The organism is Anoxybacillus sp. PDR2, from assembly GCF_009834045.1.
In the GTDB taxonomy this organism is placed as follows: Bacteria; Bacillota; Bacilli; order Bacillales; family Anoxybacillaceae; genus Anoxybacteroides; species Anoxybacteroides rupiense.
Genome location: NZ_CP047158.1, coordinates 3,774,890 through 3,791,144, shown reverse-complemented (window position 1 = coordinate 3,791,144; position 16,255 = coordinate 3,774,890). Strand labels below are relative to the sequence as shown.

The window sequence follows — 16,255 nt, the reverse complement described above, 5'->3', positions numbered from 1 at the left end:
CCGTTGGCCCTCCTTTTTACACAAAGGGTTGTTCAATCTTTGTACAACTTTTTTAGCGATGCATATAAATTTATAAAAATACGCTGTGGAAAAATAATATAATTAGGAAGGAAAACGACATTTCGACAGAATCCACTTAGTGTGGATAGCTTTTTCTACAACCGTGAATAAATTGTCCACACATTATCCACATTTTGTGGATAAAAAAATTATACACAAGAATAATCCAGAGTGAAAACAAGAATATGATATCAAATAAACTAGCGTGTTGCAATGATTTTTGATAAATATCCACAACGCCCATACACTGTGGAAAATTATTATCCACATGGTAAGAAGTTGTGAAAAAAATGTCGATAAATGTTGTGAATAAATGAAAAGCAAGAGAAAATATATCCACAGGATAAAAAGTGACTGAAAGATCCACCTGGAACGGTTGACATTTCACTAAATTGTTCAATATAATTAGAAAGACTGCCTGTAACAGTTATTCCTCAGGGAGGTGTCATATAATGAAACGCACATATCAACCAAATAAGCGCAAACGCAGTAAAGTTCACGGCTTTCGCGCACGCATGAGCACAAAGAACGGACGTAAAGTGCTTGCACGTCGCCGCCGTAAAGGAAGAAAAGTATTATCCGCGTAGGCCACTGAAACCTCAGTGGTCTTTTTTCTAAGCTGTCTGCCCAAACTCTACGGAAGAATATGGAGTGTTGCGATTGGGGATGAAAAAAAAATACCGCATAAAAAAGAATGAGGAATTTCAACAAGTATTCCAAAAAGGCCATTCCATGGCCAATCGTCAATTTGTAATTTATGTATTGGATCGGCCAGAGCAGCCGTATTTTCGGATTGGCTTGTCCGTAAGTAAAAAAATTGGAAAAGCGGTCGTCAGGAATCGAGTAAAGCGTTATATTCGCCAGACTTTTCTAGAATTGCGAGATCAGGTTGCTACTGCAAAGGACTATGTGATTATTGCAAGACGGCCTGTTTCTGAAATGAATTATGCGGAAGTGAAAAAAAGCTTAATGCATGTGCTGAAAAAAGCTGGAGTATTAGAGAATCATTCTTTTTGATCAGAATGATGGTAAAATACATATACAGAAACCGGATTTTGGACATGTTAGGAGGGAAATGTAGTGAAAAGGCGAATTTGGTTAACGATCGCACTTGTTGCATTTATAGCTCTATTAGCGGGGTGTTCACAAGTAAATCAGCCGATCACATCGGAGAGTAAGGGATTTTGGAACGAGTATATTGTTTATCCGCTTTCGTGGTTGATTAAATATGTGGCGCACCTATTTGGTGGAAACTACGGTTTGTCGATCATCATTGTTACTATTTTGATCCGGCTTGTTATTTTGCCCCTGATGATTCAACAGACGAGAAATGCGAAAGCGATGCAGGTATTGCAGCCTGAGTTACAAAAGCTTAGAGAAAAGTATAGCTCTAAAGATATGGAAACGCAACAAAAATTACAGCAAGAGACGATGATGCTATTTCAGAAACATGGCGTGAATCCATTAGCCGGTTGTTTTCCGCTCATTATCCAAACCCCGATCTTAATTGGTTTTTACCATGCCATTATGCGAACAAGAGAAATTGCCGATCATAATTTCCTATGGTTCGATCTTGGAGCTAAAGATCCGTATTTTATTTTGCCTGTTGTAGCTGGGGTAGCGACATTTATTCAACAGAAAATAATGATGGCAGGGACTGAGCAGCAAAATCCACAGATGGCGATGATGCTTTGGATTATGCCGATTATGATTATTGTTTTTGGTATTAACTTTCCAGCTGCTTTATCTCTTTATTGGGTAGTAGGAAATATCTTTTCTATTGTACAAACCTATGCTATTAAAGGTCCTGATTTAAAATCTAATCATTCAGGGGGACAGAAAAAGTGAAGGAAGTAACCGCGACCGCTTCGACTGTTGATGAGGCTATTCAGCTTGCATTAAATCAATTAGGCGTTTCAAGAGATCGCGTGGAAATTGACGTATTAGAGCAAGGGAAAAAAGGGTTTCTTGGTATTTTAGGCAATAAACCAGCGGTTGTAAAGGTAAAAGTACATCCTGATCCAATTGAAGAGGCAGAAATTTTTTTGAAAAATGTGATTGAAAAGATGGGGATTCCAGCGAGTGTGACGAAAAGTGAAGCAGGACATGACAAAGAAATTCAGTTTACCATTAGCGGTGAAAAGATCGGTTTGTTAATTGGCAAACATGGACAAACATTGAATTCTCTCCAGCTATTGACACAGCTGGTGGCGAACCGCTATGCCAATGGCTATGTTCATATCACAGTTGATGCTGAAAACTATCGGGCGCGGCGTCGCGATGTGTTGATGCAGTTGGCTGAAAAATTGGCGGAAAAAGCGGTGAAAACAAAAAAAGAAGTGAAATTAGAACCGCTGCCGGCATATGAGCGAAAAGTCATTCATTCTGCTTTAGCTAATAATCGGAAAGTTAAAACTTTTTCCGTTGGAACAGAACCTCATCGGTATATTGTTATAGCTCCCGTGCATGAGCAAATAAGCAAGGAATAAGATGTTTAAACATTCATAAAACGCGGGGGAAGGGGCTATCTCATCATTTGAGAAAGCCTCTTTTTTCTGTTGCTTTCGCAAAAAATAAGATCCATGCGCATAGAGACTGTCCTTGCGCTTAGTTCCATGAAAAAGAGATTATCGACGGTTGAAGCATGTGATATGCGCCCGCTTTTTGAACAATGAGCGATTTCTTGGCAATCTGCTTGTCCGCTCTCCCTGATTAAATCATGAGTTTTGTTTTTGGAATAAAGGAATAAATCATCCATGGGCAAGAGATAAAACGTTCATTTTGTTATTATTGTTATTCACATGTGGATAAGTTAAAATTGATAATGATTACTTTGATTACTTCCTGAATTGTGGATTATTTAATGATTGCAAGCGATTCTCTTGTTTACAATATAGATCATAGACAAGGATAGAAGAGAGGTGAAAATATATGGAGTTTGATACAATTGCTGCGATTTCTACTCCGATGGGGGAAGGCGCCATCGCCATTGTTCGTTTGAGCGGAAGCGAAGCCATTGCTATTGCGGATCGCCTTTTCAAAGGAAAAGGGAAAAAACGCCTGAATGATGTGCCTTCACATACCCTCCATTATGGGCATATTATTGACCCGGCTGATGGTCGTACGGTGGAGGAAGTAATGGTTGCTGTTATGCGGGCGCCTAAGACGTTTACAAGAGAAGACGTCGTCGAAATTAACTGTCACGGGGGGCTAGTTTCCGTTCACCGTATCTTGCAGCTTGTTTTGACAAATGGGGCTCGTTTGGCTGAGCCGGGCGAATTTACAAAGCGGGCATTTTTAAATGGTCGTATTGATTTATCTCAGGCTGAAGCGGTGATTGACTTAATTCGTGCAAAAACCGATCGAGCGATGAATGTGGCTCTTAATCAAATGGAAGGGCGATTATCAAAAATGATTCGCCAGTTGCGGCAAACGATTTTAGAAACGCTTGCTCATGTGGAAGTGAACATTGATTATCCTGAATATGATGACGTAGAGGAAATGACGCATCGGCTGCTTCTCGAGAAATCGCAGTATGTTCGTTCAGAAATCGAGCGGCTTTTACAAACGGCGCACCAAGGAAAAATATTGCGAGAAGGGCTGGCAACCGTCATTATCGGTCGCCCGAATGTTGGAAAATCATCTTTGTTAAATAGTCTTGTTCATGAAAATAAGGCAATTGTCACAGATATTCCGGGAACGACAAGAGATGTTATTGAAGAATATGTCAATGTCCGTGGTGTTCCGTTAAAACTGATTGATACAGCGGGAATTCGCGAAACAGAGGATGTCGTCGAGCGAATCGGTGTTGAACGTTCAAAGCAAATGGTGAAAGAAGCAGATTTGGTTTTATTTGTTTTAAATTACAATGAGCCGCTGACTGAGGAAGATGAGCAGCTTTTTGAAAGTGTAAAAGAGAAGGATGTTATCATCATTGTGAATAAAACGGATTTGCCGCAAAGAATCGATATGGAACGTGTAAAACAGCTTGCAAATGAACATCCGATTATCGCCACTTCTTTATTAGAGGAAAAAGGCATTGACCAATTGGAAGAGGCTATTTCTACGTTATTTTTTGCCGGAGCGGTGGAAGCTGCGGATTTGACATATGTGTCAAACTCAAGGCATATCGCTTTGCTCCATCAAGCGAAAAAAGCGATTGAGGAAGCCATTGCGGGAATAGAGGCAGGAGTCCCAATTGATATTGTACAAATTGATTTGACAAGAGCATGGGAATTGTTAGGAGAAATTGTAGGGGATACGGTACACGAAAGTTTGATTGATCAGCTGTTCTCTCAATTTTGTTTAGGGAAATGAAAAGGAGGTTGTTTCAAATGGAGTATCATGGCGGATCGTATGATGTCATCATTGTCGGTGCTGGCCATGCCGGATGTGAAGCAGGACTGGCTGCAGCGCGAATGGGTGCCAAGACGTTAATGATTACGTTAAACCTGGATATGGTCGCTTTTATGCCATGTAATCCGTCTATCGGCGGCCCTGCCAAAGGAATTGTTGTTCGAGAAATTGATGCACTAGGCGGGGAAATGGGGAAAAACATCGATAAAACATACATTCAAATGAGAATGTTAAATACGGGAAAAGGTCCGGCTGTTCGCGCGTTACGAGCGCAGGCAGATAAATTTTTGTATCAGCATGAAATGAAGAAAACGCTTGAGCGTGAACCGAATTTGACGCTTCTTCAAGGAAAAGTAGAGCGGCTAATTGTTGAAGAAGGCGTGTGCAAAGGGGTCATGACTCATACGGGCGCTCAATATTGCGCCAAGACGGTTGTCATTACGACGGGAACATTTTTGCGTGGAGAGATTATTATTGGCGATATTAAGTATTCAAGCGGTCCAAATAACCAACAGCCGTCCATTAAGCTGTCAGAGCATTTAGAGGAGCTCGGTTTTCAGCTCGTACGATTCAAAACGGGAACTCCTCCGCGAGTCAATAGCCGTTCGATCGATTATAGCAAAACAGAAATCCAGCCGGGAGATGATACTCCACAGGCATTTTCATATGAAACAACGGAATACATTACAGATCAGTTGCCGTGCTGGCTGACTTATACGACGGAAGAGACGCATCGCATAATTGATGAAAACTTGCATTTATCGCCGATGTACTCGGGAATGATTAAAGGAACGGGCCCGCGTTATTGTCCATCAATTGAAGATAAAATTGTCCGTTTCCACGATAAACCGCGTCATCAAATTTTCTTGGAACCAGAGGGCCGGAATACGGAAGAAGTATATGTACAGGGGCTTTCCACCAGCTTGCCAGAGCATATTCAACGAAAAATATTGTCAACGATTCCGGGACTTGAGCAAGCGCAGCTGATGAGAGCGGGCTATGCGATTGAGTACGATGCCATTGTTCCAACCCAACTATGGCCAACGCTAGAAACAAAAGTAGTGAAAAACTTATATACAGCTGGACAAATCAACGGTACCTCCGGCTATGAAGAAGCGGCGGGGCAGGGCATTATTGCTGGAATTAATGCGGCCCGCAAAGCGCTTGGAAAAGAAGAGCTCATTTTAAGCCGCTCTGATGCTTACATTGGCGTACTGATTGACGATCTCGTAACAAAGGGAACCAATGAGCCATACCGCTTGTTGACATCCCGGGCAGAATATCGCTTGTTGCTCCGCCATGATAATGCCGATTTGCGTCTTACAGAAATCGGGTATAAAATGGGATTAATTTCCGAAGAGCGTTACCAGAAGTTTTTAGCGAAGAAAGCAGCGATTGAAAAAGAGAAAAAACGTCTCCAAGCATGGATCATTAAACCAACAGACCAAGTTCAAGAGGTCATTCGTCAGGCGGGAGGCAGCGAATTAAAAGATGGCATTCGAGCTTCTGATTTATTGAAGCGTCCAGAAATGACATATGAGCATATTCAGCTGCTTGCTCCAGCTGAAGAACAGCTTCCGTCCGATGTGGTGGAGCAAGTAGAAATCCAAATCAAGTATGAAGGATATATCGAAAAGTCACTTCAGCAAGTAGAACGTTTAAAGAAAATGGAAAACAAAAAAATTCCTGAAGATATTGATTATGATGCAATTACAGGCCTTGCGACCGAAGCTCGCCAAAAATTAAAACAAGTCCGGCCTCTTTCTATTGCGCAAGCTTCGCGCATTTCAGGAGTAAATCCTGCAGATATTTCGATATTATTAGTGTATTTAGAACAAGGAAGAATTGCTCGCGTGTCGAATGAATAACATAGTGAAGGGATTGGCATATGGATACCAAACAGTTTCAGAGCCTATTGGAGGAGAAAGGGATTTCTCTTTCTCCCCGACAATTGGAACAATTTCAAATCTATTATGAGCTGTTGATTGAATGGAACGAAAAAATGAATTTAACAGCGATTACGGATCAATCGGGGGTTTATTTAAAGCATTTTTTTGACTCCATTTCTCCTGCGTTTTATTACGATTTTTCAAAGCCAATGTCGCTTTGTGATGTCGGGGCTGGAGCCGGATTTCCGAGCATTCCGTTGAAAATTTGCTTTCCGCATCTGAAATTGTCGATCGTCGATTCGCTGCAAAAGCGCATTACTTTTCTTCACGCTCTTGCCTCAGCGCTCGAATTGGAAGATGTCGCTTTTTATCATGACCGTGCTGAAACATTCGCTAGACGAGAAGGGATCCGAGAGGCATTTGACGTTGTCATGGCTCGGGCGGTTGCTCGAATGTCTGTGCTCAGTGAGCTATGCCTTCCATTGGTGAAAGTAAATGGGACATTTATTGCCATGAAAGCAGCGGCCGCTCAAGAAGAATTGGAACAAGGAAAAACAGCGATTAAAGTTCTTGGTGGAGAAGTTGCAGCCACTCATTCATTTACGTTGCCGATCGAAGAGAGTGAGCGTACCATTATTTTTATTCATAAGAAACGGAAAACAACCAAGCAGTATCCTCGGAAACCAGGGATTCCAAATAAACTTCCAATTGAATGAGAACGCCGACTGGGAACATTGTTAAAACAGGGGAGAGTTTTTAAAGGTGGTGTAGAGGGGAATGAAGCATCCTTTTTCGCGCTTCTTTAGTTTTGGAGAAAAGGAACAAGAAGAAATGATTGAAAAACATGAGAATGAAGAAGTAAGAAAAATTCCAGTATCGCAAATTGTTCCGAACCGTTTTCAACCACGAACCATTTTTGATGATGAGAAAATTGCCGAGCTCGCTTTAACGATTCGAACACATGGAATCATTCAGCCGATTGTTGTTCGTGAATGTGAAAATGGCAAATATGAAATCATTGCAGGAGAAAGGCGCTGGCGTGCCGTTCAAACGCTGGGATGGACAGAAATTCCGGCCATTATCAAAAATTTAAATGATAAAGAAACCGCTTCAGTTGCTTTAATTGAAAATTTGCAGCGCGAAGAATTAACGCCGATTGAGGAGGCGCTGGCGTATGCCAAGCTATTGGAATTGCACCATTTGACGCAGGAAGCGCTGGCGCAGCGGTTAGGGAAAGGTCAGTCCACTATTGCCAATAAGCTTCGTTTACTAAAATTGCCTCAAGAGGTTCAAGAGGCGCTATTGCAACGAACGATTACAGAGCGGCATGCGCGAGCGCTCATTGTTTTAAAGGATCGGGACAAGCAATTACAGCTTTTAAAAGAGATTATTGAAAAACAATTGAATGTCAAACAGACAGAAGATCGCGTATTAAAGATATTAGAAGCCAATCGTCCAAAGCCCAAGCCGAAACGAAAAGCTTTCAGCAAGGATATGCGAATCGCTGTCAATACCATTCGCCAGTCATTAGCGATGGTGGCTGATAACGGTCTTTCGATCGATTCTGAAGAAGAAGATTTTGAGGATTATTATCAAATTACAATTCGTATCCCGAAAAAATAAATGATTCAATGCGACCTCATCATATCGCGTGTGATGAGGTTTTTATTTCATGCGATGCATAGAAAATACATCCATTTTTTTTGTTTCATGATAAAATAGGACATATGAGTACGATTGTTAGAGGTAGGTGTCACCGTGGGCAAGATCATTGCAATTGCAAATCAAAAAGGCGGAGTAGGGAAAACGACAACGGCTGTGAATTTAGCAGCTTGCTTGGCACATATAGGAAAAAGGGTCTTGCTTGTCGATATTGATCCACAAGGGAATGCTACAAGCGGCATCGGAATTGAAAAAGGCGATGTAGATGAGTGCGTTTATAATGTCCTAGTAGAAAATATGAAAGCCAAAGATGTAGTAAGGCCGACAAATATTGAAAACTTATATATGATTCCAGCTACGATTCAATTAGCTGGGGCAGAAATTGAATTAGTTTCTGTGGTTTCACGCGAAATTCTTTTAAAAAAAGCTCTTGAGCCTTTAAAAAATGTATATGATTTTGTATTGATTGATTGTCCTCCATCCCTTGGGCTGCTTACATTGAATGCATTGACAGCCGCAGATGCCGTATTGATTCCTGTGCAATGTGAGTATTATGCGCTTGAAGGATTAAGCCAATTGTTGAATACGATTCGCCTCGTGCAGAAGCATTTGAATACGCAATTAAAATTGGAAGGCGTCGTGTTAACGATGCTTGATGCCCGAACGAATTTAGGGCTTCAAGTCATTCAAGAAGTGAAAAAATATTTTCGGGAAAAAGTATATGACACGATCATTCCGCGCAATGTTCGCTTGAGCGAGGCACCAAGCCATGGAAAGCCGATTATCCTTTATGACGTGCGTTCAAAAGGGGCAGAAGTGTATTTAGAATTGGCAAAGGAGGTGGTCGCGCGTGGCTAAAGGACTTGGAAAAGGGATTAATGCGCTATTTTCGAATTTGGAAGTAAGCGAGGAAGAAACGATTCAGGAGATTCAGATTAAAGAGCTGCGTCCCAATCCTTATCAACCTCGGCAAACATTTCATCCGGAATCGATTGAAGAGCTGAAGCAATCGATTATCCAGCATGGAATTTTGCAGCCGCTCATTGTGCGAAAAAGCATTAAAGGCTATGAAATTGTAGTGGGAGAGCGGCGATATCGCGCTGCTAAAGAAGCGCATTTAAAAACGGTTCCTGTTGTGGTGCGCAATTTGACAGAGCAACAGATGATGGAATTTGCGCTCCTTGAGAATCTTCAGAGAGAAGATTTGACTCCTATTGAAGAAGCCAAGGCCTATCAAACTCTTATGGAACATCTTCAATTAACACAAGAGGAGCTGGCTCAACGCATCGGAAAAAGCCGTCCGCATGTTGCGAACCATTTGCGACTCTTATCGCTGCCAAAAGAAATTCAGCAGTTGATTACCGATGGAACGTTATCGATGGGGCATGGCCGCGCTTTGTTGGGATTAAAAAGAAAAGAAAAAATGAAAGCGATTATTGAGAAGGTGATAGCGGAGCAATTAAATGTTCGCCAGCTTGAAAAGCTTATTCAGGAGACTAACGAGCGTGTTTCACGTGAAACAGTCAAACCAAAAAAAGAAAAGAGCGTTTTTGTTAAACAAAGTGAGTCATTATTAAGAGAAAAGTTTGGCACAAATGTGACGATTAAGCAAAATCGTAAAAAGGGCAAAATTGAAATCGAATTTTTCTCCAATGAAGATTTAGAACGAATTTTGCATTTATTAAATGTACAACTGGATGAATAGCCGAGCCATCAGCCTTTGATGGTTTATTTTTTTCTTTCTTCGCAGTTGGTGCCAATAACATAGTGTATCTTTTATGAGACTGTCTTTGAAGAAGAGCTACACATACTATGAACAGAAAGATCAGTTTTTCTTTTTTGGCTATTTTACTTTATTTTTATTTACGAACAAAGACATTGGAAAGCATGGATGCATATTGAGCATCATCCGCTTTATCTAGGGAGGCAAATTGTTTTGGTGTTATTAGGAACAATTGTGAATGGGATTTGCATTATCATCGGATCTTTATTAGGTAAAATATTCCATAAAATTCCTGAGCAAATGAAAGGGACCGTTATGAGCGGAATTGGTCTTGCTGTGACCTTGCTTGGAATACAAATGGGGCTAAAAGGTGAGCATTTTTTAATTGTCATTTGCAGTCTTGTTTTTGGCGGTATGATAGGGGAACTGTGGAATCTGGATCATCAATTAAACAAGCTTGGACAATGGCTGGAAAGAAAAGTAGGAGGACACAGCCAAGGAAATATAGCCAAAGGATTTGTAGCAGCTACATTGCTGTTTGTGGTTGGAGCCATGGCGATTATTGGAGCTATGGACAGCGGTTTACGAGGAGATCATCGAGTTTTATATACTAAATCGATGATTGACGGATTTACAAGCATCATTCTTACAACAACAATGGGAATCGGAGTCATTTTTTCTGCTGTTCCTGTTATGCTATATGAAGGAATCATCGCTTTATTAGCAACACAAATCCAAACATGGGTTCCGAAAGAATTAATGAATTCATTTATTGCCGAATCAACTGCAGTAGGCGGTATTTTAATTTTGGCTATCGGCTTGAATTTGTTAGGAATCACAGCGATCCGTGTCGCTAATTTGTTGCCAAGCATCCTTATGGCCGCTGTGATTGTAACCGCTCTTCATTTCTGGTAAAGTAAAAATCCCTTCTTGTATTATAGAATCAAGAGGGGATTTTTGCTTTAGAAAGGCTTCATTTGTTCTTGATTTAGGGCGGTAGCGGCTAAATACTCTTGACGCTTCAGATAGCGGTCTGCTTCATAAATGCCGTTTGCAATCGTTTTAGCCATATTCATTACTAAATGAAGACGGGTATTTTGCAAAACAAAAAATTCCATAAATCCACTGACATTGACGACTCCTGTAATATGAAGATCTCCAACCGGAGGAAGTTGCTTGTTTACACCGGCACCTGGCCGGACGGGCCCTTCAGCAACTGTAATGGCGCCAACACTTTTTAATCTTCCAAGGCAAGCATCAATGGCGATCATAAAAACATTGTCATGAAGAACGCGAATCCCATTAATTTTCTCCTCTAAATTTACTGCATGAATCGGTTCTTCCAATGTTCCATATACTTGAAAATAAGACAAATTCTTTTCTTTGAGCATGGTCCCGACAAGAGGACCGAGCGAGTCTCCGGTTGATCGGTCTGTTCCAATACAAACAATGGCTAATGGTTGCGTGATCGGCGAAGAAAGCAGGGAAATAAGGCGCATCGCAATCCAAGTAGAGGCTCCTTGTTCATCATGGAAAACTCGTTCTTTTTCATTTTTGGAATGAAAAAAAAGCGAAGAGATACTCATGAATATTCACTCCTGATATCAATTAAGTACTAAACAGTATACGGAAAAAACAAGAATTATATACATTGGGATTCTAGTTTTCTTATATGGCAATGGATGATGTGAAACGAGGAAGTTATAAGAGAGCTTAATCGGAAGCTGCAACGCTACAAAATCATTTGAAATATTGGTACAATGATTGGTATGTATAATAGTGATTAAGAGGTAATTTAACGTATGTAGAGAGAAGATGAAAGGTGAAAGAGGATGAAAAAAGCTTATGAAAATGTTTGGGAATTTTTTTCTAATGAAGATTTTTGGGCCAAGATTGGCATTGGAAGTGTAAAAATCATTGCGATTATTTTGGTTGCAATGGTGATCTCCAAGGTTTTAAAAATTGCCGTTCATAATATTTTTAAAATGCGCCAAAAAGCGCCGATTCGTTTTTCAGAAAGACGGGAAGCGACATTATTAAAACTGCTGGATAACACGATTACGTATGTTATTTACTTTATAGCATTTGTGATGATTTTAGATACATTTGACGTGAAAGTAAGAACGCTGCTTGCCGGTGCAGGGATTGTTGGGTTGGCGGTTGGTTTTGGTGCCCAAAGCTTGGTGAAAGATGTCATTACAGGGTTTTTCATCATTTTTGAGGATCAGTTCTCGGTGGGCGATTATGTTCGAATCGGCAATTTTGAAGGATATGTAGAAGCCATTGGATTAAGGGTAACCAAAATAAAAAGCTGGACAGGCGAAGTTCATATTTTGCCTAATGGAACCATTACACAAGTAACGAACTTTTCATTGCATAATAGTGTCGCAGTTGTTGATGTGAGTGTTTCTCACGATGGAGATCTTGAACGAGCAGAGGAAGTCATTCGTCACCTGTTGAGCGAACTTCCAGAGAAATATGAGGATATGGTGGCTGCACCTGAGCTTTTAGGTATTCAAAATTTGACAAGCTCAGAGGTTGTCCTTCGAGTGACCTGTGAAACAAAACCGATGCGCCATTTTTTTGTGGCTCGGGCATTGCGCAAGGAGATTAAACTGCGCTTGGATGAAAATGGAATTGAAATTCCATTTCCAAAGCTTGTTCTGTATAATCGCGAAGGCGAAGAAGGTTTGCCTCAACCACGAGCAAAAGCTGATGCGTAAAGGAGGAGGAATCAATGGATAAAGAGTTTAGTCTTCATGACATTGTAGAAATGAAAAAAGCGCATCCGTGTGGAACGAACCGCTGGAAGGTGATTCGTATGGGAGCAGATATCCGCATCAAATGTGAAGGCTGTGCCCATAGTGTGTTGCTTCCGAGGAAGGAATTTGTTCGTAAACTGAAAAAGGTGCTGGAAAAGCATGAGGAGTAATTCCTCATGCTCTTTATTAAAGAGGGGGAATGGAGGAAATGCCAGACGTTCATATCTCATCGTGTCCTTTAAATTGCTGGGACACATGTGGATTGAAGGTGACGGTCCATGATGGCAAAGTAATCAAAGTGGATGGAGATGAACGCCACCCAATTACTCGAGGGAAAATTTGCGGACGAGGACGTATGCTGGAGGCACGGACCAATTCCCAAGAGCGATTGCTTTACCCTTTGAAAAAAGTGAATGGAACATTTATGCGGATCTCTTGGGAACAAGCATTGGATGAAATTGCAGAAAAAATGCGGGAGATTAAGGAAAAGTATAAGACTACAGCTGTTCTTCATAGCCATGATTACGCGAATAACGGACTACTAAAAAATTTGGATCGTCGGTTTTTTAATTGCTACGGAGGAGTTACGGAATTAATAGGAAGCATTTGTTGGGGAGCTGGGATTGAGGCGCAAAAGTGGGATTTCGGCAATGCTTACAGCCATGCTCCTGAGGATATTTACAATAGCAACAATGTAGTGATATGGGGCAGAAATGTTGCCCGCACGAATATGCACTTATTCGGACATCTTCAGTCTGCCAAAAAGCAAGGAACGAAGCTCGTTGTCATTGATCCGATTTTCAATCAAACAGCGCAAATCGCGGATCTGTATGTGTCTGTAGCGCCAGGAATGGATGGCTTTTTAGCGATGGGAATTATGAAGGAGCTGCTGCGCCTTGGCCTTGAAGATCGGCATTTTATTGAAACCTATACAGTCGGATTCGAAGATCTCCAGAATTTATTGAACCAGATCACAATGCAGGAGATTGAACAATTAACCGGGGTTGCGCAAGAGATCATGAAAGAGTTAGCCCTTATATACGGAAACCGTCCAACGATGACGTATTTGGGACTTGGAATGCAGCGTTATGCTAATGGCGGAAATACGATTCGATTGATTGATGCTGTAGGAGCTTTAAGCGGAAATATTGGCATCAGTGGCGGTGGCGTCAATTTTGGCAATTTGCAGGTTGGTCAAAGCTTCAATATAGAAGCCTTGACTTTGCCGGAGCGGAAAACGGCATCTCGTACATTTACAATGATGAAGCAAGCCGAAGGAATTTTGCAAGCCACTGATCCGAATATAAAAATGGTCATTGTGACATGTGGAAATCCATTGACTCAAGTACCCAATACCAATCTAGTGAAACAAGCCTTTCAATCAGTGGAAACGGTGGTTGTTTTTGAACAGTTTATGACGGATACAGCGGAGATCGCCGATTATGTACTGCCGACCACAACGGTATTTGAGGAGGAGGATTTTTACTATTCCTCGATGTATCATGCTTATGTCAATTATGGTCCTGCTCTTGTTCAAGCTCCAGGAGAAGCGAAACCAGATCTTTGGATTTGGACAAGCTTAGCCGAACGGTTAGGATTTGCAGACGATTTTGCCTTTTCAAGAGAAGAATTTTTAAAGATGGGGCTTGATGGGCTTGAAAAATACGGGATCACGTTAGAAAAGCTAAAGCAGGAAAAGCATTTGCTGTTACCTGTTCACCCGGTCCCATGGAATGATTATCGCTTTCAGACACCGAGCGGTAAATATGAATTCACATCTTCCTTCGCAGAACAAAAAGGGATGGATGGAAAATTAAAAATCATGTACCCAGCTGAATCGAAAGCGGGAAATAAGCGATTAGCGGAAAAATATCCGTATCGTTTGCTGACGATCCATCCGCTGCGTTCCAATCATTCGCAGCATTATCATTTGATTAAAGCCATGCAATCAATCAAAATTGAGATTTCCCAAGATATTGCAGTGGAAAAAGAGCTGTCGGATGGAGATATGGCAAGGCTGTTTAATGAGCGGGGCGAGCTTATCGGCAAGGTGAAAGTTCTCGCGAAAGCTCATCCAAAAACGATCAATGTCGATGAAGGACAATGGGGAAAATTTGGTGGAAGTGTGAATGTACTCACGCCTGATGGCGAATCTGATAACGGTTTGGGAAGCACGTTATATGATTGCTTAGTAAACATTGAAAAAATTAATCCATGAACGCGCTTGTCATTTTATTTTTTACTCTCTATAATGAGGAAAGATGTTGACGGTTAGAGGAGTGGAAGCAATGGGATTAACAGCAGGAATCGTTGGTTTGCCGAATGTGGGAAAATCAACACTATTCAATGCGATTACAAAAGCTGGAGCAGAGTCTGCGAACTATCCATTTTGTACAATTGAGCCGAATGTTGGAGTGGTTGAAGTACCTGATGAACGTTTAAAAAAATTAACGGAGCTTGTCAACCCGAAAAAAACGGTGCCAACCGTGTTTGAATTTACTGATATTGCCGGCATTGTCAAAGGCGCAAGCAAAGGAGAGGGGCTTGGAAATAAATTTTTGTCGCATATCCGTCAAGTCGACGCAATTTGCCAAGTCGTTCGCTGTTTTGCTGATGAAAATATTACCCATGTAGCAGGGGAAGTCAATCCGCTTTCCGATATTGAAACCATTAACCTAGAACTCATTTTGGCTGATCTTGAAACCGTTGATAAGCGGATAGATCGCGTAGGAAAATTGGCGAAGCAAAAAGATAAAGAAGCGGTATTCGAGTATGAGATTCTTGTGCGTTTAAAAGAAACATTTGAAGCGGGAAAGGCCGCGCGGACGTTGTCTTTTACGGAAGAAGAAATGAAGGTGGTAAAACAGCTCCACCTATTAACCATCAAACCAATGCTGTATGTAGCGAACGTAGGGGAAGAGGACATTGCCGATCCATCTGCCAATCCGTATGTTCAGCAAGTTCGTGAATTTGCACAAAGCGATCATGCTGAAGTGATTGTTGTTTGTGCAAAAGTAGAGGAGGAAATTGCCCAACTAGACGAGGAAGAAAAACAAATGTTTTTGCAAGAACTAGGAATCGAACAATCAGGACTCGATCAGTTAATTCGCGCTGCATATAACTTGTTAGGACTAGCCACTTATTTTACAGCCGGGGAACAAGAGGTTCGTGCATGGACGTTCCGTAAAGGAATGAAGGCTCCGCAGTGCGCCGGAATTATTCATTCGGACTTTGAAAGAGGATTTATTCGTGCTGAAACGGTTTCTTACGACGATTTGCTTGCTTGCGGTTCCATGGCAGCAGCGCGTGAAGCAGGGAAAGTTCGTTTAGAAGGGAAAGATTACGAGGTTCAAGATGGCGATATTATGCATTTCCGTTTCAATGTATAGTATTGCATTGATCTTTTAGCCATGATATAATCAGAAAATGTGAGTAATGCATATTGCTCCTTGCTCTTTTCATAGAGCCGTTTAGACCAAAAGGAGGTGACTGGAATGAGAAAATATGAAATTATGTATATTATCCGCCCGAACATGGATGATGAAGGAAAAAAAGCAGTAGTTGAACGCTTCAACGGCATCCTAGCAGAAAACGGTGCGGAAATCACGAACGTAAAAGAATGGGGTAAACGTCGTTTAGCTTATGAAATCAATGACTTCCGCGACGGTTACTACATGATCGTAAACGTGATGTCTGAGCCAAAAGCGGTACAAGAATTCGACCGTTTAGCGAAAATCAGCGAAGACATTATTCGTCATATCGTTGTTAAAGAGGAAGAATAATTCCGTGATTTTTAAGGAGTG

17 protein-coding genes are annotated in these 16,255 nt (G+C 41.3%); 16 read left to right on the top strand and 1 reads right to left on the bottom strand.

The features are described from left to right. Positions 1 to 512: 512 nt before the first annotated feature. The 11 genes from rpmH to GRQ40_RS18195 all read left to right on the top strand — a co-directional run bounded on the left by rpmH (position 513) and on the right by GRQ40_RS18195 (position 10,605). Complete coding sequence (gene rpmH, locus GRQ40_RS18245) at positions 513 to 647, top strand: 50S ribosomal protein L34 (RefSeq protein ID WP_003397591.1); 135 nt, start codon at positions 513 to 515, stop codon at positions 645 to 647. Positions 648 to 726: 79 nt separating this feature from the next. After that, positions 727 to 1,077 (top strand): ribonuclease P protein component, encoded by a 351-nt coding sequence (gene rnpA, locus GRQ40_RS18240; protein WP_044745200.1) that lies wholly within the window; start codon positions 727 to 729, stop codon positions 1,075 to 1,077. A gap of 63 nt (positions 1,078 to 1,140) precedes the next feature. Continuing rightward, on the top strand, positions 1,141 to 1,908 hold the full coding sequence (gene spoIIIJ / locus GRQ40_RS18235; RefSeq protein ID WP_159720679.1) for a YidC family membrane integrase SpoIIIJ: 768 nt from the start codon (positions 1,141 to 1,143) through the stop codon (positions 1,906 to 1,908). After that, positions 1,905 to 2,549 (top strand): RNA-binding cell elongation regulator Jag/EloR, encoded by a 645-nt coding sequence (gene jag / locus GRQ40_RS18230; protein ID WP_044745147.1) that lies wholly within the window; start codon positions 1,905 to 1,907, stop codon positions 2,547 to 2,549. The genes spoIIIJ and jag overlap by 4 nt, the downstream gene beginning before the upstream one ends. 442 nt (positions 2,550 to 2,991) lie before the next feature. Continuing rightward, positions 2,992 to 4,377, top strand: a complete 1,386-nt coding sequence (gene mnmE, locus GRQ40_RS18225; protein ID WP_159720677.1) for a tRNA uridine-5-carboxymethylaminomethyl(34) synthesis GTPase MnmE — start codon at positions 2,992 to 2,994, stop codon at positions 4,375 to 4,377. A 17-nt stretch (positions 4,378 to 4,394) separates the two neighbouring features. Continuing rightward, positions 4,395 to 6,284 (top strand): tRNA uridine-5-carboxymethylaminomethyl(34) synthesis enzyme MnmG, encoded by a 1,890-nt coding sequence (gene mnmG, locus GRQ40_RS18220; RefSeq protein WP_066150824.1) that lies wholly within the window; start codon positions 4,395 to 4,397, stop codon positions 6,282 to 6,284. Positions 6,285 to 6,304: 20 nt separating this feature from the next. Beyond that, a complete protein-coding gene (gene rsmG, locus GRQ40_RS18215; protein WP_066150821.1) occupies positions 6,305 to 7,021 on the top strand; it encodes a 16S rRNA (guanine(527)-N(7))-methyltransferase RsmG in 717 nt (238 codons plus the stop codon). Between the two features lie 61 nt (positions 7,022 to 7,082). Next, on the top strand, positions 7,083 to 7,928 hold the full coding sequence (gene noc / locus GRQ40_RS18210) for a nucleoid occlusion protein (RefSeq protein WP_066150818.1): 846 nt from the start codon (positions 7,083 to 7,085) through the stop codon (positions 7,926 to 7,928). Positions 7,929 to 8,063: 135 nt separating this feature from the next. After that, positions 8,064 to 8,825: a ParA family protein gene (locus GRQ40_RS18205; RefSeq protein WP_044745152.1), complete on the top strand. Its 762-nt coding sequence runs from the start codon at positions 8,064 to 8,066 to the stop codon at positions 8,823 to 8,825. Further along, a complete protein-coding gene (locus GRQ40_RS18200; protein ID WP_066150815.1) occupies positions 8,818 to 9,672 on the top strand; it encodes a ParB/RepB/Spo0J family partition protein in 855 nt (284 codons plus the stop codon). Before GRQ40_RS18205 ends, GRQ40_RS18200 begins: the two co-directional genes overlap by 8 nt. Before the next feature lie 231 nt (positions 9,673 to 9,903). Further along, complete coding sequence (locus GRQ40_RS18195; protein WP_066150867.1) at positions 9,904 to 10,605, top strand: DUF554 domain-containing protein; 702 nt, start codon at positions 9,904 to 9,906, stop codon at positions 10,603 to 10,605. Between the two features lie 47 nt (positions 10,606 to 10,652). Here GRQ40_RS18195 and yyaC read toward each other — a convergent pair whose 3' ends face one another. Then, positions 10,653 to 11,276 (bottom strand): spore protease YyaC, encoded by a 624-nt coding sequence (yyaC, locus tag GRQ40_RS18190; RefSeq protein WP_044745154.1) that lies wholly within the window; start codon positions 11,274 to 11,276, stop codon positions 10,653 to 10,655. A gap of 246 nt (positions 11,277 to 11,522) precedes the next feature. Between yyaC and GRQ40_RS18185 the strand changes: the two genes are divergently transcribed. The 5 genes from GRQ40_RS18185 to rpsF all read left to right on the top strand — a co-directional run bounded on the left by GRQ40_RS18185 (position 11,523) and on the right by rpsF (position 16,234). After that, positions 11,523 to 12,413: a mechanosensitive ion channel family protein gene (locus tag GRQ40_RS18185; protein WP_066150812.1), complete on the top strand. Its 891-nt coding sequence runs from the start codon at positions 11,523 to 11,525 to the stop codon at positions 12,411 to 12,413. A 14-nt stretch (positions 12,414 to 12,427) separates the two neighbouring features. After that, entirely contained in the window at positions 12,428 to 12,622 is a 195-nt protein-coding gene (locus GRQ40_RS18180; protein WP_044745156.1) for a DUF951 domain-containing protein, read from the top strand. Positions 12,623 to 12,660: 38 nt separating this feature from the next. Next, positions 12,661 to 14,670, top strand: a complete 2,010-nt coding sequence (locus GRQ40_RS18175) for a molybdopterin-dependent oxidoreductase (RefSeq protein WP_066150809.1) — start codon at positions 12,661 to 12,663, stop codon at positions 14,668 to 14,670. Positions 14,671 to 14,740: 70 nt separating this feature from the next. Further along, the gene (gene ychF / locus GRQ40_RS18170) at positions 14,741 to 15,841 is read left to right on the top strand and encodes a redox-regulated ATPase YchF (RefSeq protein ID WP_159720993.1); all 1,101 of its coding nucleotides are present in this window, start codon (positions 14,741 to 14,743) and stop codon (positions 15,839 to 15,841) included. 105 nt (positions 15,842 to 15,946) lie between these two features. After that, positions 15,947 to 16,234 (top strand): 30S ribosomal protein S6, encoded by a 288-nt coding sequence (gene rpsF, locus GRQ40_RS18165; RefSeq protein ID WP_066150806.1) that lies wholly within the window; start codon positions 15,947 to 15,949, stop codon positions 16,232 to 16,234. The last annotated feature ends 21 nt before the right edge of the window (positions 16,235 to 16,255 follow it).

Coding starts and splice junctions, on each gene's coding strand:
- rpmH (WP_003397591.1), top strand. CDS start 513: ATGAAACGCACATATCAACCAAATAAGCGCAAACGCAGTAAAGTTCAC.
- rnpA (WP_044745200.1), top strand. CDS start 727: ATGAAAAAAAAATACCGCATAAAAAAGAATGAGGAATTTCAACAAGTA.
- mnmE (WP_159720677.1), top strand. CDS start 2,992: ATGGAGTTTGATACAATTGCTGCGATTTCTACTCCGATGGGGGAAGGC.
- mnmG (WP_066150824.1), top strand. CDS start 4,395: ATGGAGTATCATGGCGGATCGTATGATGTCATCATTGTCGGTGCTGGC.
- rsmG (WP_066150821.1), top strand. CDS start 6,305: ATGGATACCAAACAGTTTCAGAGCCTATTGGAGGAGAAAGGGATTTCT.
- noc (WP_066150818.1), top strand. CDS start 7,083: ATGAAGCATCCTTTTTCGCGCTTCTTTAGTTTTGGAGAAAAGGAACAA.
- yyaC (WP_044745154.1), bottom strand. CDS start 11,276: ATGAGTATCTCTTCGCTTTTTTTTCATTCCAAAAATGAAAAAGAACGA.
- GRQ40_RS18185 (WP_066150812.1), top strand. CDS start 11,523: ATGAAAAAAGCTTATGAAAATGTTTGGGAATTTTTTTCTAATGAAGAT.
- GRQ40_RS18180 (WP_044745156.1), top strand. CDS start 12,428: ATGGATAAAGAGTTTAGTCTTCATGACATTGTAGAAATGAAAAAAGCG.
- GRQ40_RS18175 (WP_066150809.1), top strand. CDS start 12,661: ATGCCAGACGTTCATATCTCATCGTGTCCTTTAAATTGCTGGGACACA.
- ychF (WP_159720993.1), top strand. CDS start 14,741: ATGGGATTAACAGCAGGAATCGTTGGTTTGCCGAATGTGGGAAAATCA.
- rpsF (WP_066150806.1), top strand. CDS start 15,947: ATGAGAAAATATGAAATTATGTATATTATCCGCCCGAACATGGATGAT.